Genomic DNA, 19,098 nt, shown 5'->3' with positions numbered 1-19,098 from the left:
TTTTCCGGTAAGAATAGGGGCTTGTCCACACTTGCCTTTTTTGCTTGATGAAGCTGGCGGCCCTGTTTCGTTTTGTGTTATTTGCCACTTTGCTTGGCTTGGCCTCCAATGTGTGGATGGGCGAGCGGGCGGACCAGTTGCAAACTTCACAAACAGCCCTACTCACTGCGCGTTTGAATGCCATCAACGAACTGCGCCTGCTGCAATCTGAATTCGATGCACTGCAAACACTGGTGGCCGCTTTTGTGGTCAGCAAAAACAGCCAACACTTGGTGAATTATTACGAGCTGCTGGATGCCCACGCAGGCGCACGAAAATATGCCCAGCCTGTCGACAATGTGTATTGGAGCAAGCTGATCGCCGGCAACACCGAAGCCGTGCCCTTGGTGCCCGCCAAAGGTGAAACCCTTGAAAGCCGCCTGTTCGCCCCACAAAACGTGGCGCCCAACCTGAGTGGCGATATAAAAGCCTCGGTCGACAATATTTTGAACTTGAGCAAGCGTTTGCGCGAACGCGAGCAAATTGTGTTTGCCCTCACCCAGGGCCTGTACGACCCCGATGCAGGCAAGTATGTGTCGGAGGCGCCCGTTCGCGACGACCTGGCCATTCAAATGCTGTTCTCGGAAGAATACCTGGGCATGACCAACGCCATTCGCGCTGAAATTCAGGGTCGAATTCGCGCAGTGGAACTTGGCTTTCAAACCGTGATTGCTGCCCAGGCCAACAACATCAAGGCCACCGCAAATTTCGACCTGTACCTGGGCTTGCTTGTTACCTTGATGGCCCTGGTAGGCCTGGCCGTGTTGCAGCGCTTTGTGGTGGCACCGCTGCGCGAACTGAACAAGGTGAGCAAACAGATTGCACAGGGCAATTACAGTGTTACCTTGCCCGAGCCCCGCTTCGTGACCGAGATGACGAACCTGGTGAAAGGCTTTGCCTTGATGATTGGATCATTCAAGCGCGAGCTGGAACAAGGCGAGGCAGCCCGATCAGCCGAGATGATCGCCTTCGAGGCAAAAATGGGCCGTGAGCGAGCCGAGGCACAGGTAGAAGCACGCGGCATGTTACTGGCCAACATGAGCCATGAAATCCGAACGCCCATGAATGCGATTTTGGGCATGACCGCGCTAACCCTGAAATCGGATTTGCCCGAGCAGGAACGCAACTACTTGCTGAAAGTGCAGGATGCTGCGAAGTCGCTGCTGGGTTTGCTCAATGACATCCTGGATTACTCCAAGGCCGAGGCTGGCATGGTGGAGTTTGAACACATTCCGTTCACTCTGGATGAAGTGCTGGCCAATTCATTTCTTGCCGTACAAAGCCAGGCGGCCAGCCGCAAACTGATGCTGCTGAACGAGGTTGCGCCTGGTTACTCCAACCAGTTGGGCCAACGCTTGGTGGGCGACCCCTCACGCCTGCGGCAGGTGCTTAGCAATTTGCTGAGCAATGCGGTGAAATTCACGGAAAGCGGTTCGGTGCGTGTGTTTTCAAAACTCCAAACCCGTTCAGACACCGGGCTTGACCTGCGGATTGAGGTGCACGACACCGGTTCAGGCTTGAGCAAATCGCAAGTGGAGCGAATTTTTGAGAAATTTGCACAAGGTGATTCAAGCGTAAGCCGGGTGTATGGTGGCACGGGCCTTGGTTTGAGTATCGCCCGCGAGTTGGTGATCCGCATGGGTGGCCAAATTTCAGTGGAAAGCACACCCGGTGTGGGCAGTTGTTTTTGGTTCTCGGTGCCCGTGGTTTACGACAGCGATATTTTGATTGAACCCCTGCCACTGGATTACCAGAGTGGTGTGCTGTTACACCAGCCTGGGCCTGTGGCCGACTGCGTGATGTCAGTGCTGACTGCCACCGGCATGGAAGCGACCTTGGTGAGCACGCTGGGGCAATGCATAAGGCACTTGGACGAAAACATTTGCGACTGGGTATTTATTCAATCGGATTTACTCGACCCCAGCGAACCACTGCCCGCTGAACTGCTGGAACACTTGAGTAACCCGGCCTTGCGCGTGGTGGCGATTGACCGCGATCTACTGTCAGCCGACAGTGCCCTGCTGCAAATGTTGCCCGCCGACATCACCAAACAACTGATACACCTGGCGCACCCGGTGTTAATGCAAGACATTTGTGCAGCACCGCGACCCGACTTGCCCATCTTGCCGCGGTCCGATGCACCTCGGGAATATCCCGAGAGCCTTCAGGGGAAAAGCGCCCTGATACTGGAGGATCACCCGGTGAACCAGGAATTGGTTTGCTCCTACCTGAAAGCGGCCGGCATGCACGTAACCCTGTGTGAACACGGCCAAGAGGCCGTTGAATTGCTGGACCCCGATGACGCGCCTCATTTTGATGTCATCATCACCGACCTTGAAATGCCAGTGATGGACGGCTATGAATTTACAGCTTGGTTGCGCGACCAGACTCGCTGGATGGACACCCCCCTGGTGGGCCTGACCGGCCATGCTTTTTCAGAAATACGCAACCGTTGTCTGGATTTGGGCATGGACGACTTTATTGCAAAGCCCGTGGAGGCCCGCGTGCTATACGCAACCCTGGCCGACCTCTTGCACACTGAAATACCTTCGCCCTTGCCTTCGCCACCAGCCCTGCCCAATTTGTTCATGGAGCACTGTACCGACCTGCCGATCAAGCTGCGCGGCCACTTGGATCAACTGGATGAAGGGGCGTTTGTGCGTGAAATACATTCCATGGTCAGCCTGCTGGCTTTGTTGGGTGAAAAGGCCTTGCACCTTGTGTTTCGGGATTTTGAGCAGGGCTTGAACAACCAAACCATTGACGCTAAGGAGGTGTTGGATCAAATTCGCACCGTGTGGCCTGCCTTGGTGAAGAAGTATTCCGAACTGGCCGAGAAAGCCACCCCCTCCTAGGGGAAACCTACCCCCTGAAATGGTGAACCTCCCCGTAAACGGTGAACCCTCACCTATGCGATGCCACGCCAAAGCAATGCAGTCGACAATACTTAAACGATGAACGGCAAGGCATTGGATTCAGCATGACCATTCGAGCACCCTACCAAGTGCTGCACAGCAGCCCTTACAAAAAATACTCCTTCGAGCGCGAGGTGTTTTTTGAAACGCTGGGTGCCTGTTGGGCGTTGAGTTCTCGCAACGTCAGTGGCCTGTTCGCCATGCAGCTACAAATCGATTTGAGCCGTGTGCAGTTGCTGTACGGCGTGCCCAGCTCGCATTTGCCCGAGCCACTGCTGTTTCAATTTCTGAATGTGTTTCAAACCCGGCCACGCAATGGCGCCCATGCACAGCACATGCATGCCGAGCACAATGCGCTGGAGTTGATTGAGGACATGAATGAAGCAGACTTCCTGAATTTCACCACCGGTTTTCAAGACGCTGTGAATCAAATTCTGGAACCGCTGGACTGTTGGACCAAAGAATGCCAACAGGCCCACTTGGCCTTGAAGTACTACGGCCTGAACCTGGTTGAAACAGGCATGCGTGAGTCCAAATTCAAACGCACCTATGCTGACCTGTTGGTGAACTACCTGCTGACCACGCAACGCGTGTTCTTGCAGGAAAGCAAAACCTCAACCTACAACTTTTAATTCAGTTTGGGCTTGAGGTGTTGGCGCAATACCATTTTCAATTCTAGAAACACATCGGGATCATTCAGCAAGGTCATGTGATGCTTTTGCGCGAAGGTCACCCGTTGCGCTTTGCCTGTGTCGTCGGCCAGTGCTGAATCAGGCGTGACCAAACCATCACCCACAGTGGTGTTCAGCCAGGATGAAGTATGGTCGCCAATCGTCGAACCGATCAGGTGAAACATCACTTCTTGCCCGTCGCGAGTTTGCAGCGCACCCAGGCCGTGGTCCAAATCGCGAATGCCGCGTGAACGCACGCCCAGCACCCGGCCAATCGGCTTGGCCAATTCAAACTTGCTGAACAACTGCTCGCCTGCGGCGGCCAGGCGGGCCAGCGGTGCACCCGCATGGGGTGAACCCAAACACACCACATCGCGAATGGCGCGTTTCAAAATAATGTCGTCGTCAGTCAGTGCTTCAACCACTGCACGGCTGACCAAACCACCCATGCTGTGGCCCACCAAGGTAATGCCTTCAACAGCCACAGGCCAGTTTCGAACCAGCTTGTTCAGCATGCGCTTGAACTGGCGCGCATTGGAATCAATGTTGCGGCCCGTGTTGTAGCGCAGGTAAAGCGCGGTAACGGGGAAGTCGTCTTGCAGCTTGTCGCCATACGGGCGAGTGGCTGGTTCGCTGGGGTTGTAGTACATCTGCCAGCTGTCTTCATTGCAGCACAGGCCGTGTACAAAAATAATGAGGTGGTTTTGTGCATCGGGAAACTGCGCCATCAGCGCAGCCTGATCGGCCTGCAAAGGCTGGCCATTGGCATACAGGTTCATGTGCACTTGCATGGGGTTGCGTGTGGCGGCCAAGTGGTCGCCAAACACACCGTTGATCGCGCTGGAAATGGCCGACACCCGCTTGTCCGTTTTTGCATTCGGCATGTTCGGTACGGGCAAGTGGTCCACATCGTCCATCAACTCCCCACCCATGGCCTGGTCTATCACTTGTGGCGAGGCCAGGCTTTGGTTGGCCTGCCGAACCACCCAGGCCGCACCAGAAAATACGCCTTTGCCCGCTTCGCGAACAGCGCCGTACACCAGGTCGGTAATTTCGTTGTGAACCGATTCAACAGGCTTGCTGGCATTGAGCGTGGCTGCACCCACCGCCTTGAATGGCATGTCGCTGATAGCGCGATGAAATTCATGCACCCGCGTGGTGGCTTGCGCAATGGTGTCGCCCACAAACATCAGGGTGCCTTCCAGTTTTTCGCTGGTGCTGGGTTCTTCTTTCTTGCTCATGCGGTGTCTCCGAATCGGAATTCGACGGTGTATTTTCTTGTTAGTGTACAAATGTACACTTAATTATTTTTCCGCGCTAGAAATTCAACTCTAAGAAGCGCCTGTTGATTTCTATTTGACCGTTTTCGACAAACCAAAGCAATAGGCCCAATACACCAGGCCAATGAACAAATAGCCTTCCAGGTAAAAGCTGCGCCATTGCACGTCCCCTGCCAGGGCCAGGCTTAGGGCACCAGTCAATTCAAACAAGGCCACAATGGTGACCAATGAGCATTCTTTGAACAAGGTCACGAAACTGTTGATCAAGCTGGGCAAACAGGCCCGAATGGCTTGGGGCAACACCACATGCACATTGCGTTGAACCCGATTCAGGCCCAGTGCCTTGGCGGCCTGCCCCTGACCGGCTGGCACAGCCTGCAAGCCACCGCGCAACACTTCGGCCAAATAGGCGGCGCTGAACAATGCGATGGTGAATAACACACGGGTGAAGAGGTCCAGCCCCTCACCTGGCAACCACAAGGGCAACACAAAAGCGGCCAGAAACAGCACTGTGACCAATGGCAAGGCTCGCAACAATTCAATGTACGTAATACAAAATCGGCGCAGTGGTGCAAATGCAGATTGTCGCCCCAAGGCCAGCAGCACGGCCAGCGGCAGGGCCAAGGCAAAACCCACAGTGCTTAGAATGAGGGTGAGTGGCAGGCCGCCCCACAGGTTAGTGGGTACTGTGGGCAGGGCGGCAACACCACCGTGCAGCAACACCGCACTGGCAGGCAACAACAACGCCCAAAGCGAAAAAGCGGTTTTACTTTTAAACAACCGTGCTGCCGTTGCAAACAGCAACACCGACCACAACAACAACACGATACCCGCGCGCCATTGTTCTTCAAGAGGATAGCGGCCAAACAAAATAACCCGCCACTTTTCAGCCACAACACCCCAGCAGGCACCCTGCCCGCCGGCCTGTTGGCACGCTTGTAAATCGGGGCGAAATACGGCGCTAAACACAGCCCAGTCCGCCAGTGCCCAAGCCACTGGTGCCAAAAGCAATGGCAGCGCAAGCCACAGAAAACCATTGAAAAAGCGATGAAGCAACAGGTTGGTGTTCACAAAGCCCCCCTGTTGACACGCGTGTTCAGCGCATTCATCAAGCCAGCAGCCACGGCGCTGAGCAGTGCGTAAGTGACCAAGATGATCAGCACGCATTCCACCGCCTTGCCGCTTTGATTGATGGCGGTGTTGGCCACCGACACCAGTTCGGGGTAACCCACAGCCACACCCAGCGAGGCATTTTTCAGCAAGTTCAAATATTGGTTGGAAAGCGAGGGCACCACCACACGCAAGGCCAAGGGCAGCACCACGTACCGGGTGGTTTGCGCGTTGCTCAAGCCCAAGGCCAGCGCGCCCTGGCGCATGCCTGGCCTCACGGCCTGTACGCCTGCGCGCACTATTTCGGCAACAAAGGCGGCAGTGTAAACCACCAGCGCCAGCAGCACGGCCAGGTATTCAGGGCTAAGTACCCAACCCCCTTCAATTGAAAAACGCCCGCGCACCGGGGCTTCCGAAAACGAGGGAAAAGCCAAACCGCTTTTGCTTAAAAACACGCTGTCGCCAACCGACCAGGCTTGGCTGGCGATGGGCAAAAACTGGGTGATGGCAAAGTAAATGGCCAGCAGTTGCAACAACAATGGCACATTGCGAAACAGGTTGATATAGCCCTTGCACAGCCCTTTCAACAAGGGGTGGTGTGCCAGTTGCCCCAATCCAATCAACAAGCCCAGAAGCGTACTGATCAGCAAGGCAGGTAGGCCCACTTTCAAGGTGTTCAACAAACCTGCCAACAGTATTTGCCAGTAGGGCGAACTGAAGGCCACCTGCAGCCAGCCTTCACTGAGTCCAAAACCGGCGGGGTCACTGAGAAATTCAAAGTTCACGGGCAAGCACCTTCAGCGCAAAGGTGGGGCGTACATCAGCCCGCCTTGGGTCCACAGCGCATTCAAGCCCCGTTCAAGTTTCAAGGGCGATTGCTTGCCCAGGTTCTCCTCAAACACTTCGCCGTAATTGCCCACTTGTTGCAAAATTTTTACCACCCAGTCGCGCGGCAGGCCCAGTGGTTTCCCCAAGTTTTCTGCGCCGCCCAACAAGCGTTGCACAGCTGGATTGCTGCTGTTCAACGCTTGTTCAATATTGCCTTTTCCAACCCCCAGTTCTTCAGCCTCAATCATGGCAAACACCACCCATTTCACGATGGCAAAAAACTCGTCATCGCCACGCAGCACCGCAGGGCCCAAAGGTTCTTTGGAAAAAACTTCAGGCAACACCACATAATCATCAGGCCGACCGCTTTGGCTGCTTTTCAAGCCAATCAGTGCCGACACATCAGTTGAAAATGCTTGGCAACGGCCACTGAAAAAGGCTTTGTAGGCTGCCTCAAAATTGTCATACACAATGGCTTTGGCTGTAATGCCTTGCGAGCCCAAATAAGTGCTTAGGTTTTTCTCATTGGTGGTGCCCGATTGAACGCAAATCTCGGCACCTTTCAATTCTTTGGCGCTTTTTACGCCGAAGCGTTTGTGCATCAAAATGCCCTGCCCATCGTAATAAGTAATGGCGGCGAAGTGCGCGTTCAGGCCTGCATCGCGACCCAAGGTCCAGGTGGTGTTGCGGGAAAGAATGTCGATTTGCCCAGCCTGCAAAGCAGCAAAGCGCTGCTGTGAACTTAATGGGGTGAACTGTACTTTTTGTGCATCACCCAACACAGCTGCGGCCACAGCACGGCACACGGCCACGTCCAGCCCACGCCATTGTCCGTCACTACCCAGGGCCGAAAAACCAGCCACGCCACTGCTCACCCCGCAACGCACGGCATCGCGTTTGTAAATGGCATCCAGCACCGGGCCTGCCTGCGCGGTGTTGGCCACCAGCAGGCAAAACAAGGTGCCCAACAAGCGTGTTGCCCGAAGTTTGAGCAGCTTCACTGACTTCCCCCTGTTTCATAAGCACCGCTTACTTTCAACTGCAGCCGGCCCAGGTATTCTTTAATCGCAACGGTGCTTTCATCCAGTGCCTGTGGCTTGGGCAACCATTCCCAGAAGGCACGGCTTTCATTCAGCACGCGAATGTCAGTGCGCACCGGGTACACGGTAAACCCTGCTTTTTCGAACCACAACACCGAGCGCCCCATGTGAAATGCAGACGTGACCAGCGCAATAGAACGTGCACGCTCGCCCAGCAATTCGCGGGTGCGTACGGCATTCTCAAAAGTAGTTCGGGAGTTGTCCTCAATCACCAAAGCGTCTTCAGGTACCCCCATGTCCAGCATGAACATTTTCATACCAGGGGCTTCGGCTTCCTTGCGGGGATCGGTTTGAAACTGCCCACCACTCAACACGATTCGTGTGGCTACGCCTTGCTTGTATAGCCTTGCGCCTTGCCACACACGGTCGCCGGCATCGTTCAAATCGGGTAAGGCGCGCACACCATCAAACCGCCCCTCAAGTCCACCACCCAGCACCACAATGGCATCGACCTGTGCGGGCAAGGGTCGGTTGGCTTCCAGCACCAATGCCTCATCTTCAAGCCGGCCCAACAAGCTGTCGCCTACCCATGGAAGGCTGAACGCCAGCAATTGCAGTTGTGCCAACACCAACAGATGCACACGCCACTGCCCTCGGCCAAACAGGCCCAAGCCCGCAAACACAGTCAGGGCGATCCACAACCCCAGGGGGCTTAACAGCCAGATGGCGTACTTGGTCAGCTCGGCAGCCACAGTATTCTCCGCAAATGAATCAAGGGTCATTGTAGACGTGCTACCCCGCACACAAGCGCGCTACACTGCTTTCTTCGACCACTCATGCCTGCCAATTACCATGCCATTTCCCAACCACCAGCTCAGCATGACCGTGCTGATGACCCCCGACATGGCCAACTTCAGCGGCAAGGTGCATGGGGGGCATATTCTGAAATTGCTCGATCAGGTGGCCTATGCCTGTGCAAGCCGTTATGCGGGCATGTACGTGGTCACGCTTTCAGTTGATCGGGTGTTGTTTCGCCAGCCCATTCGTGTGGGTGAACTGGTGACCTTCCTGGCCAGTGTCAATTACACCGGCAACACCTCAATGGAGGTGGGCATCAAGGTGGTGTCTGAAGACATTCACAAAGGCATTGCCACTCACACCAACAGTTGCTTTTTCACCATGGTGGCCATGAACGCCGATGGAACTCCTGGCAAAGTGCCTCCTCTGGAACCCAGCACTGACGAAGAAAAGAAGCGGCATGCCAACGCCGAGTTGCGCAAAATATTGCGCAAAGAACATGAAGAGCGCATGAACAATTTGAAGTAGACTGAAGAGATGAACTTAAGTCATTTATCGGCCGAGATTGATTTGGAAACCACGCTGGACCGCCTGTGTGGAGACTCGGCTTTGCTGCTTGAAATTCTCGATTTGTTTCTCGATGAGTTCGCGAAAGAACAGGCCAACTTGTTGAGCCGGGTTCATACGGGAGATTACACAGGGTTGGCCAGCAAAGCACATTACTTCAAAGGTGTCGCGCAGAACCTCGGGTTAGAGCGGTTCTTGCCAAAAGTTCAACACCTTGAGCAAGCAGCCAAAGAAGGCGACGCGTCGGGCTGCATTCAGGCACTCGATTCCCTGCGTGAAATTGCACGCCACATTCTGGCCCTGAGAAAAAGCATGCAAGCTGCGTGAACCCTGTCTGAAATTCGCTCAAGCCTTTTGCAGGTACTTGCCCAACACTTCAATCAACTTCGCGCGGTCCAGGGGCTTGGTGAGGTAGTCGTTCATTCCTGCATCCAGGCATTTTTTGTCTTCTCCCACCATGGCATGTGCGGTCAGCGCCACCACAGGTATATTCTGGTTTATGCCCGGCACGCTGCCACTTCGAATCATCGCTGTGGCTTCATAGCCATCCATCACCGGCATTTGGCCATCCATTAACACCAAATCAAATTGCTCTTGTGCAAGCAAATCAATCGCCTCCTGGCCATTGTTGGCAACCTTACTGGCAAGACCCAAGCGTTCAAGCACTTTGCACACCACCATTTGGTTCATGGCAGCGTCTTCGACCACCAACACTTTTCCGTTAAATTGCTGCACCGTTGGCGCAGTTGCTGTATCGGTACCTGGCGTGGTTTCAATTGTTTCATCACCTTTCAGTTGACCGCTATCCGCTGGCAAACCCAATTTCAGGGAAAACACAATTTCAGTGCCCCGCCCTGGCTCGCTGTGCAAGCGAACTTTTCCTCCCATCAGCTCGACCAACTCCTTAACAATGGCAAGGCCAAGCCCGCTGCCTTGCGCGCGTCGTGTGCTGGAGTTGTCCACCTGCGTGAATCGTTTGAACAGGTTTTTTTGATGCTCGGGCGCAATGCCGATGCCTGTGTCTTTCACAGTAAATTCGAGTACGGCTTGTTGCGCGGTTCGTGACACTTCCTGACAAACCACTTTTACGTGGCCCACATCAGTGAACTTGATTGCATTGCCCACCAGGTTCAATAAAATTTGACGCATGCGCACCGAATCACCAAGGTAAATTGTATTGGGCACACGCTCTGCAGGGCATTGCAGTTCAATGCCTTTGCTGTTGGCATCAAAGGCCAGTGCGGCTTCCACATCGGCAAACACATCAGCAAGTTCAAGTGGGCTGTGGCGCAGGGTTAGTTGCCCACTTTCCACTTTTGAAATATCGAGAATGTCATTCAACAAGCTAAGCAAGGAGGCTGCGCTGCGTTTGGAAGCTGCAGCAAGTTGAAGTTGTTCAGGTTTCAATTCAGTGTCGAGCAACAGATCAAGCGTTCCCAGCACGCCGTTCATGGGGGTGCGAATTTCGTGGCTCATGTTTGCCAAAAAAGCAGCCTGCGTTTTTTGAGCCTGCAAGGCGAGTTCTTGGGACTGCCTTAGCGACGCTTCGCTTTGGCGTCTCGACACAATTTCCTGTGCCAATGCGGTATTAATTTGCGTCAGTTTGCCCAGGTCAGGTAAGGCCATGATGTGTTTTAACTTGGGCAGTAAATAAATTGCAGTGGCCACTGAGACCAGAGCTGTCACAATTTTGGTAATGCCCTGTGTGTAATACAGCGGCACCCACAAGGTGAGAATGCCCATGACATGCGTCACACCACAGGCCAGAATAAATGCCGCGAACAGGTAATAAATAGGCTGCAATTCGGCGTCGGGTCGCTTCTTGGCCACGTACACAATGCCGATTGGAATCGAGAAGTAGGCGATGGCAATCAAGAGGTCTGAAATGACGTGCATGGCCAGCAGTTGTGGATTCCACGCAATACAAAAGCCGTGCGGCAGGTACTCGATCACATTGTTCATTGGCCAATCACTTGGATAAAAATCGTTTAGCGATACACAAAATCAACTTGACCCGATTTGTGTTCTCTCAGGAAGCTCGCATCAATATAGTTCAAATATTCGGGTTCTTTGGGCAAATTATTCTGAACGTGACCCTCGCGCATGGCCCACCTGGCTTGGCCTTGCAAGGTGCTCACCAGCGACTGTTGCAAAGTCATTCGAAAGGTGTAGTCATTCCAGTTTTTCTCGATGTGTTCCTGGCTGACCATTTTTTTTCTCAGCAGCAATGCCTGCGCCCTGGAGGGATAATCGCGAATGTAATCGACTGCCTCGCTCAAGGCTTTCATCACACCGCGCACTTGCGCCGCGTGTTTGTTTTTGAATTGGTTTCGCACACTGACATTGAAGGTTTGGGTATAAAGGCGTGGCGCATCCACTTGCACAATGTCACGGCCACCCAGTTGTAGGGCTTGTTCAGCCATGGGTTCCCAAATCGAAATTGCATCCACCCGGCCTTGCTGCAAGGCTTGGGGAAGTTCAGATGCGGCCATGGGCACCTTAATTACCTGCTGAGGATCAACCCCCTTGAACAACAAAAAGGTATCCATGTAATAGTGCGATGAAGATTTGGGTACATAGCCAATTCGCTTGCCAGCCAGACTCAAGCGACCGTTCTGGAGCAAGTTGCGTGACACCAGAAACTTCAGATCGTCCTTGTTGGTCACCAGGGTAGCCAGCACCGAAATCGGATTGTTGTCGTATGCAGCAAACATCACCGGCAATTCCGAAGAACTGGCAAGGTCAGCCTTTCCCTGCCCCAGAGCTTTGATGCAGTCCTGTCCACTGCTGCACTCAATCAGCACGGGATTCACTTGGTGTTTCTCGAAGAACTTTCGCTCCGTGGCCACGTACACCGGCAAAGACATGACAGTGGGCGGCACTGCAATTCGCACCACATCGGCAGCGTCTGCACTTTGAGCAGCCAAAAGCAAAGCCAGCAGCAGGGAGTAGATCCATGTGCTCAACTGAAATTGTTTCATAGCGCCTGCCCTCACGATTTAACAACTCCATGTTGCATCGATGAGAACAACTCGCATGGGTGAATAAGGGTGATTTCAACCCCTTAGTTTGTTACTTTACACTAGTTCACAATTTAACATTCAGTGTATTTGAGCTCTCAACTTGATCTGCGCACCCCAACGCTTTACAGCGTCCAGCACTTTGTCAATTTGCAAGGGCTTCACCAGCACTTCATCCATGCCCGCAGCCAGGGCCAACTGGTGGTCGGCCTCCATTACGCCCGCAGTTAAAGCCAGTATGGGCAGCTGCCGCAAGCCCATCTGGTCTCGCAGGTAGTGGCAGGTTTCCATGCCATCCATGTCTGGCATTTGCACATCCATCAAACACACATCCACATCACTGTGGTTGGGCTGACCAAGCACTTGAATCGCGGCTTGCCCCGATTCTGCCAAAATGACTTTGGCTCCATGGGTTTCCAGAATTTTTTTCAGAATCATTAAATTCAGTTTGTGATCGTCCACAGCCAACACGGTTAAGCCAGCAAGAAACACCAACTCGTTTTGATTCAACAAACGGTTCACAGCGCTGGTCTTGCCCTGCGAATTGCCCGTGGCCTCTTGCAATACATTTTTCAAAGCCGAGAAAGAAACGGGTTTCATCAACACCGCATCAAGTTGGCCTGTGGAAAGCGGGTTTTGTACTTGCTTCACATCTTTGGGCCGCACCATCAGGGCAACCTTGGCAGATGCCGGGGCATGCGCGGCTTTCAGTTTGTCAGCCAATTCCAGCCCGCTGGTGTGGTTCAACTGGTTGTTAACCACGAACAATCGTGGCCGCTGCCCAGGGGGCAAGCTCAAAGCCTGCTCCGGGTTCACAAAACGTTGGGGAACCACGCCGGTCCACTCCACCATTTGGGCCACACTTTCAAGTTGGGTTTGGAAACTGTCAATGACCACCACATCGTAAGCAAACCCGGTGGCAACAGGCGCTGCGCTGGCCTGCGAATCCAGGTTCAACATCAGCGAGAATGCAAACAGGCTACCCTGCCCCGGTGCGCTCACGGCCGATATAGTGCCGCCCATCAACTCCACCAGTTTTTGGCTCAAGGCCAAGCCAATGCCCGTGCCGCCGAAACGGCGAGAAATTGATGAATCTGCTTGGGAGAATGACTGGAATAAACGCTTCATGGCACCAGCATCCATGCCCAAACCTGTGTCTTGAACAATGAAACGCAACACGCAATGTTGGGTGTCCAGCTGATCCAAAGTTATGCCCACCTTGACATAGCCATTCTCGGTGAACTTGATGGCATTGCCCGCCAAATTCACCAGTACCTGCCTTAGTTTGGTTTCATCACCCACCAACTGGTCGGGCACATTGGGGGCTACAGCAACTACAAACTCGATGGGCTTGTCCGCCAGGGAACCCGTCATTAAATCAGCCAGCGAATCCATTAATTGCCGGGCTGAGAATGGCCGGGTTTCCAACTCCATGGCACCAGCTTCAATCTTGGAAACATCCAGCACGCCACTGACCAAATCAATCAGGCCTCGGCCTGCATTTTCAAGTTTTTCAACAAACTCCAGTTGAGATGAGTCCAGCTTGCTTTGCTTCAAGATGTAAGCCAGCCCCACCACTGCATTCAGTGGGGTGCGAATTTCATGGCTGATGTTTGACAAAAATTCGCCTTTGGCCTTGCTGGCCGATTCGGCCAATTCTTTGGCCTGTCGAATTTCCTCTTCAACGCGGCGACGTTCGGTAATATTTTGAAAAGCGCCCCGAATCATCCAGGGTTTGCGCTGTGCACCATCCCCCCGCCAAATGACTTCGCCAAACACATGCACCCAGATCAGCTTGCCTTTGTAGGTGCGCAATTGCAGTTCAATGTTGACATCGCAGCCTGCGCGCGTAGCATCCTCCAGTGCTTTGGACAGCTTCGCAGCGGAATCTTCGGGATAAAGTGCAATCGCTTCTTCCAGTGTAGGCTGATGCGTGAAGTCTGCTTCAACAATGTCGTAAATTTGTTTTGACCAACTTAACGCATGGGTGTTGACATCCAGAGTCCATGCACCCACACCACACATTCGGCCAGCCACCTCCAGCAAGTGCGTGGTCGATGTTAAATCGGCCAGTCTGTTGTTGAGTTCAAGGGCCAGTGAATCGAGCGCTGCGGCCACATCGCCAAGTTCATCGCCTTCCGGCAAATTGCAACGTGCATTCAAATCGCCCGCACGCATCGCATTGGCCACGTTTTCAATTTGCGCAAGTGGCCTAACCACCCGGTAACGAATCAAAAGCAACAACAAGAAAGAATTCGCCGTAAACAACACAGCGAAAATGAACAGGATATTTCTTCGCTTCTGTGTCAGGGCCTCCTGCAGTGAAAACGCAGCATCTGAGACTTTGTAACTCAGTTCTGCGAGTTGTTCAGCCTCGGAAATCAAACGGTCGGTCAACACACTGCTGCGCCTTTCGTCCAAATCAATTTCCTGAGAAGTCAGCATGTGCGAAAAACCACTGAACAGGGCCGCAAAGTCGCTAAGTCGCTCCTCCAGCCTGGTGGAAATTTCTCCGCTCTCATCCGAAAAATGAAGGTGATCAAGCTCATCGGAAATCGATTGATGCACCACCCACCACTGGCGAATATTGGTCTCGGTCATGTAGGTCGATGCAGTGTGCGTCAACACCAGCATACGCGTGGACAACCGGGAAATTTTGCGCGCAGCAACGCTTTGTTCCAGCACGTCATTGCGTTGCTGGTTAATGGAAACGACCGTAGCAGTTGCCACCACCACAAGGCCAATCAATAGAACCAAGGCTATTAATACGCCTTGTTTAAGTCGCAACAAAGGTTTCATGGATACACAAAATCAACGGCATTGGGCTTAATTTTTCGCAGCAGGCTAGCGTCAATAAAATTCAGAAATTCGGGTTCAGCCAGGGTTGGGGCAACATGCCCTTCACGCCTCGCCCACCTTGCCTGGCCTTGCACAGTACTCAACAGTGACTGCTGCAAAGTCAACTCGAACTGATAGGTGGGCCATGCGGCCTTCACTGTGTCAAGGTCAACACCCACATCACGTGCCAGTATGCGTTTGGCCTCGTCAGGGTTCTTCTTGATGAACTGAATTGCTTCGTCCAGCGCACTCAACACAGCAATCGATTTGCGCGTTTGTGCCAGGCGATATTCATTGCTGGCCAACAGGTTGAAGGTTTGGCTATACAACTTCGGAGCATCAACTACTGCCACCTCGTCACCACCAAGGTTCAATGCAATTTGCCCCCAGGGTTCCCACACCGAAATTGCATCCACCTCGCCTTTGGCCAAGGCAGCCGCCAAGGCCTCTGCGCCCATGGGCACCGGTACTGTGGTTTTAGGATCAATGCCGTTGTACAACAAAAACAAATCCATGTAGTAATGGGAAGAGGCCTTTTCCACATAACCAATTCGCTTGCCAGTCAAACCCTTGGTGCCACCTTTCACCGCCGCCTTCCGAACCACGAATTTCATGTCGTCTTTGTTGGTGTTGAAAGTGGTCACCAGGCCAATTGGTTTACCTTGAAAAACCGCAAACATGAATGGCAGTTCCGAAGACGTGGCCATGTCCACTCGTCCATCGGTCAGTTCTTTCACACACCGGTTGCCACCCAGGCATTCAATCAACACCGGCTCAACCTTGTGCTTTGCAAACAGGTTTTTGTCTTTGGCCACAAAAAATGGCAAAGATAACGGCGATTTGGACACTGCAATGCGTGGCTCACTGGCCCATCCCAAGGAAGACAAGCCCATGAATGCACAAAACATGACGGTGGAAAAACGCGCAACACGCAGGCGACTGAACATGGAGGCTTGAAATCAAAGTGATAACTCACCCACAGTGCGCGTTTTGCAAGGAAGCAATCGAAGAAAAAGGGGGCTTTCGCCCCCTTTTATTGTTACTTTACACTTATTGTCAATTTAACATTTGTAACATGCTCAGTTTGACGCCCTTTGCTGGCGTAACACCTTGGTTTGACCCACTTTGGCCGCCTGAATTTGAGCATCGGTGTAGGGCAAGCGAGCCCAGTTTTTCTGAGAATAAGCCTTGGTGTAATCGTCAAAGTGTGGGTTGGCTGGGTCAGTCGAGAGTGAATAGGTCAACATGGCGTCGGCCTGTGGTTTGCCATTCGCATCCCAGGTCACAGCCTGAATGTAGCTGTTGCCGTACGTAACTTTGTAGCCTTCAGAATTCAGACGGCTTGGTTCTGTACTCACAATCGTAAACGCACCTTCAGGGCTTGTACCCCCGAAAATTGGCGTGGCACTGGCCTGTACTCCAGATTTTTGAATATTGCCCAAAGGCTCATCCAGCGCAAAACCAGCCGTTTGCACCGCCAAAATCGCATCGGCCAGGGCAGCAGCCGTAAATGGATTGGCAATATTCAGCGTGTTGGGGGTGTTGACCGGATCAACCGCATTGAAGCCATTCGCCCACAAATTGGTCGGCAGTGACAAAGGCACAGGCACATCAAACGGCAAATGCAATTGCGGCACGCCCACCGGCAAACCACCTGGGTTGGCAATGGCTCGGCTCCAAAATTCGCGCCATAGGTGCGCACCTTTGCTCTCCAGGTTGGCCTTGCCGTCCCACGCACCCAAAGCAGCGCAGGCGTCGGCTGTTTGCACAGGCATTAAACTGGTACTGAGCAGCACAGGCACTTGGCACAACGCATCGACCACTGATTGCTTGGCCAGCGTCGCCGAGTAAATTTCACTGTTCAGTGCAACTTCTTTCAGGTTATCTTGCGTAAACCGGTTGCCTGGCAAACCATCGGCACCACCCAAACGGCGTTCCGCTTGAAGGGTACACAAGCGGGTGCGCAAAGTTCGCTCTGCGTTTTCGTCTCCAATAATCCGGTCAAATCCAGTCAGTGGCTGACGTGGATTGCTTAACCAATGGCTGTCGTTGCAGTTGGTTACGTAATCGTCACGCTGAAGCGTGGGCAAATTACCTGGGCCAAAAATGCCAGGCGCAGGTGCATCGGGGTCGCTGCCCCATTCGCAGGCCTCGCGAGATCCATTCAGTACGGGCAAGCCTGGTGAAAGTTGGCCCACCACAGTGTTGAAAGGCTCAGCTGCGCAATCGGCAATTTTTTCATCGGTCACATGCGGCACCACAGTCACATCACCATAGTACGCAGGCTTGCCAGGGCCGCTGGCCACGGTATTGACCCAAGGCACACCCAGTTCACTGCCATGTAAACCAATAAATTCTTCCAGCGACTTCGCCATGTTCCACTTGGCAAACTGGTTGATCAGGCGATCATTCTCCACGTTTGCATCCCGCAGGGTAAAAGCCATCAACTGGTTCCAGCCCAGCACCGGTACTCCACTGGCCTCCAATACCAACATGGGCCCGTAGTGGCTGCGGTACATGGTGCGCTGCATGGTCGTAATGCTGCCATCGGGCTGCTTCACTTCAATTTCGGTGGGCAGGGCTATCATGTCGACCATTTCACCTTCGTACATGTACTGGGTCGGATTGGCCGGGTTGATTTGCAACTGGTAAAGCGTAAAGCGGAAAGCCGTTGAAACCGTGTGGCTCCACGCCACGTGCTCATTAAAGCCAATCAACACGGCAGGCACGCCATAAAGGCCCACACCCATGATGTCCATGGCCTTCTCGCCGTTCAACTCCAGGATATTGTGGCTCAGGTACAAGCGCTCGGTGCCCTTCCAAGGAAAGTGAGGATTACCGTACACCAGTGATTGACCATTGGCGGTTGCGTCTTTGCCAAAGGCGTACATATTGCTGCCAAAGTGATCCTTGTTCTGCATCGCAGTGAAGGGGTTCGGGTTGGCCTTGAGCAAAGCCACTTGCTCGGCAATACCTGGGCTTTTGGCTTTTTTACCCGCACTGGCCACAGGCAAGGCAGGGGCACCACCGCCCGCGGGCAAGCCGGGCAACACACCCGGAGGTTGGGCATTGCCAATTTCCGTCACAAACACCGAACTGCTGGCCAACACAGCCAGGCGCACAAAGCGGCGATACATGTCGTCTGTCGTAATTGGGGCCAGCCATTCAGCATCGGCACAAGCGGCATGCGCAGGCACCTTGCTGCCGTCGGCCTGCTCGTACTCATGCTCGCCTGCTTTCAGTTCAGCAATGTAGCGGTTTACACCATCTGCATAACCCGTCACCACGTTCTGAAAATCAGGAATGGTTTTGTCGCGCGTGCGCTGCCAGGCATTGCGGGTCACCCCATCGGCGCCCTCTTCTTCAAAGGCAAACAGGCTTTTCCAGAAGAAGTCGCTGGCCACGTTGTTGGCCGTCGAACCATTGGGCTCAATGGTGTAGGTGCCGTCGGGTCCAAAAAAGCGGGAGCGCTCACCGCGAATCGTCAACAGGTCTTCAAGAAACACACACAGGTTATCCTGTGCAAAGGCATAGCCCTGCCCATAACCCAAACTGCCATAGTCCTTGGCACGAATGTGCGGCACGCCATAGGTGGTGCGGGTAATGCTCACGTCGTATTTCAGGTTGGGGTTCTCGTTCGGATTGGTGCGGCCGTCCGTGCCGGCAATCTCGTTGTTGCTGCTGCCCAGGCAACCCGCCAACACCAACAGGGCGACGCTGACCGCGCCTACCCGTAACCCGCGCCGCAACGCGGCCTTGTTCTTCAAGCCTGTAATCACTGCTGTCTCCTCTGCTTTAATTCTGGGCATGCATCGAGGCATGCCATGTGTTAGTAGTACCTCCGTTGATTACATTTGGATTAAAAATCAGGGCTTTACCGACAGGCTTCAGTAAATTGCCTGTGCATGGTGCGCTCACCGAAAATTTCCGAAAGCTTGGTGTTAGCACCGATTCAACCCGCACCCGGCTTGCGCGACAATAGAGGTCTTCAG

At 53.5% G+C, this 19,098-nt stretch carries 14 protein-coding genes; 4 read left to right on the top strand and 10 right to left on the bottom strand.

Features of this window, described 5'->3' with window-relative positions:
* Positions 1-47 precede the first annotated feature (47 nt).
* A complete protein-coding gene (locus LMED105_RS00725) occupies positions 48-2,894 on the top strand; it encodes a hybrid sensor histidine kinase/response regulator (RefSeq protein WP_008247179.1) in 2,847 nt (948 codons plus the stop codon).
* A 125-nt stretch (positions 2,895-3,019) separates the two neighbouring features.
* Positions 3,020-3,586 carry a hypothetical protein gene (locus tag LMED105_RS00720; protein WP_008247177.1) on the top strand — a complete coding sequence of 189 codons (567 nt, stop codon included), beginning with the start codon at positions 3,020-3,022 and terminating at the stop codon, positions 3,584-3,586.
* Here LMED105_RS00720 and LMED105_RS00715 read toward each other — a convergent pair.
* The 5 genes from LMED105_RS00715 to LMED105_RS00695 form a co-directional block, all read right to left on the bottom strand.
* Positions 3,583-4,866 carry a triacylglycerol lipase gene (locus tag LMED105_RS00715; protein WP_008247175.1) on the bottom strand — a complete coding sequence of 428 codons (1,284 nt, stop codon included), beginning with the start codon at positions 4,864-4,866 and terminating at the stop codon, positions 3,583-3,585. The two genes, LMED105_RS00720 and LMED105_RS00715, sit on opposite strands and share 4 nt — an antisense overlap.
* A 111-nt stretch (positions 4,867-4,977) precedes the next feature.
* A complete protein-coding gene (locus LMED105_RS00710) occupies positions 4,978-5,976 on the bottom strand; it encodes an amino acid ABC transporter permease (RefSeq protein WP_008247173.1) in 999 nt (332 codons plus the stop codon).
* Positions 5,973-6,800 (bottom strand): ABC transporter permease subunit, encoded by an 828-nt coding sequence (locus LMED105_RS00705; RefSeq protein WP_008247170.1) that lies wholly within the window; start codon positions 6,798-6,800, stop codon positions 5,973-5,975. Before LMED105_RS00705 ends, LMED105_RS00710 begins: the two co-directional genes overlap by 4 nt.
* A gap of 12 nt (positions 6,801-6,812) precedes the next feature.
* Positions 6,813-7,844 carry an amino acid ABC transporter substrate-binding protein gene (locus LMED105_RS00700; RefSeq protein WP_008247169.1) on the bottom strand — a complete coding sequence of 344 codons (1,032 nt, stop codon included), beginning with the start codon at positions 7,842-7,844 and terminating at the stop codon, positions 6,813-6,815.
* Positions 7,841-8,665 carry a YdcF family protein gene (locus LMED105_RS00695; RefSeq protein WP_008247168.1) on the bottom strand — a complete coding sequence of 275 codons (825 nt, stop codon included), beginning with the start codon at positions 8,663-8,665 and terminating at the stop codon, positions 7,841-7,843. Before LMED105_RS00695 ends, LMED105_RS00700 begins: the two co-directional genes overlap by 4 nt.
* Positions 8,666-8,735: 70 nt before the next feature.
* Between LMED105_RS00695 and LMED105_RS00690 the strand changes: the two genes are divergently transcribed.
* Positions 8,736-9,209 (top strand): acyl-CoA thioesterase, encoded by a 474-nt coding sequence (locus LMED105_RS00690; protein ID WP_008247167.1) that lies wholly within the window; start codon positions 8,736-8,738, stop codon positions 9,207-9,209.
* Positions 9,210-9,218: 9 nt separating this feature from the next.
* Entirely contained in the window at positions 9,219-9,575 is a 357-nt protein-coding gene (locus LMED105_RS00685) for an Hpt domain-containing protein (RefSeq protein WP_008247166.1), read from the top strand.
* Between the two features lie 18 nt (positions 9,576-9,593).
* On the opposite strand, the gene LMED105_RS00680 is transcribed toward LMED105_RS00685, so the two are convergent.
* From LMED105_RS00680 to LMED105_RS00660, 5 genes are all read right to left on the bottom strand, one after another.
* Positions 9,594-11,210 carry an ATP-binding protein gene (locus tag LMED105_RS00680; RefSeq protein WP_008247163.1) on the bottom strand — a complete coding sequence of 539 codons (1,617 nt, stop codon included), beginning with the start codon at positions 11,208-11,210 and terminating at the stop codon, positions 9,594-9,596.
* Positions 11,211-11,236: 26 nt separating this feature from the next.
* Positions 11,237-12,229, bottom strand: coding sequence for an ABC transporter substrate-binding protein (locus tag LMED105_RS00675; RefSeq protein ID WP_008247161.1), 993 nt, complete (start codon positions 12,227-12,229; stop codon positions 11,237-11,239).
* Between the two features lie 120 nt (positions 12,230-12,349).
* Positions 12,350-15,067, bottom strand: coding sequence for a response regulator (locus LMED105_RS00670; RefSeq protein WP_008247160.1), 2,718 nt, complete (start codon positions 15,065-15,067; stop codon positions 12,350-12,352).
* Positions 15,064-16,053 carry an ABC transporter substrate-binding protein gene (locus tag LMED105_RS15965; RefSeq protein WP_008247158.1) on the bottom strand — a complete coding sequence of 330 codons (990 nt, stop codon included), beginning with the start codon at positions 16,051-16,053 and terminating at the stop codon, positions 15,064-15,066. The genes LMED105_RS00670 and LMED105_RS15965 overlap by 4 nt, the downstream gene beginning before the upstream one ends.
* Positions 16,054-16,185: 132 nt before the next feature.
* Entirely contained in the window at positions 16,186-18,915 is a 2,730-nt protein-coding gene (locus LMED105_RS00660; protein WP_198006763.1) for a penicillin acylase family protein, read from the bottom strand.
* Positions 18,916-19,098: the final 183 nt, after the last annotated feature.

This window comes from Limnobacter sp. MED105 (assembly GCF_000170915.1).
Classification (GTDB): Bacteria; Pseudomonadota; Gammaproteobacteria; order Burkholderiales; family Burkholderiaceae_B; genus Limnobacter.
This window is presented reverse-complemented; position numbering and strand designations above follow the sequence as displayed.

What these genes read in the sequence shown, in the direction of transcription:
- LMED105_RS00725 (WP_008247179.1), top strand. Translation starts at nt 48, where the DNA reads ATGAAGCTGGCGGCCCTGTTTCGTTTTGTGTTATTTGCCACTTTGCTT.
- LMED105_RS00720 (WP_008247177.1), top strand. Translation starts at nt 3,020, where the DNA reads ATGACCATTCGAGCACCCTACCAAGTGCTGCACAGCAGCCCTTACAAA.
- LMED105_RS00715 (WP_008247175.1), bottom strand. Translation starts at nt 4,866, where the DNA reads ATGAGCAAGAAAGAAGAACCCAGCACCAGCGAAAAACTGGAAGGCACC.
- LMED105_RS00695 (WP_008247168.1), bottom strand. Translation starts at nt 8,665, where the DNA reads ATGACCCTTGATTCATTTGCGGAGAATACTGTGGCTGCCGAGCTGACC.
- LMED105_RS00690 (WP_008247167.1), top strand. Translation starts at nt 8,736, where the DNA reads ATGCCATTTCCCAACCACCAGCTCAGCATGACCGTGCTGATGACCCCC.
- LMED105_RS00685 (WP_008247166.1), top strand. Translation starts at nt 9,219, where the DNA reads ATGAACTTAAGTCATTTATCGGCCGAGATTGATTTGGAAACCACGCTG.
- LMED105_RS00680 (WP_008247163.1), bottom strand. Translation starts at nt 11,210, where the DNA reads ATGAACAATGTGATCGAGTACCTGCCGCACGGCTTTTGTATTGCGTGG.
- LMED105_RS00675 (WP_008247161.1), bottom strand. Translation starts at nt 12,229, where the DNA reads ATGAAACAATTTCAGTTGAGCACATGGATCTACTCCCTGCTGCTGGCT.
- LMED105_RS00670 (WP_008247160.1), bottom strand. Translation starts at nt 15,067, where the DNA reads ATGAAACCTTTGTTGCGACTTAAACAAGGCGTATTAATAGCCTTGGTT.
- LMED105_RS15965 (WP_008247158.1), bottom strand. Translation starts at nt 16,053, where the DNA reads ATGTTCAGTCGCCTGCGTGTTGCGCGTTTTTCCACCGTCATGTTTTGT.
- LMED105_RS00660 (WP_198006763.1), bottom strand. Translation starts at nt 18,915, where the DNA reads ATGCCCAGAATTAAAGCAGAGGAGACAGCAGTGATTACAGGCTTGAAG.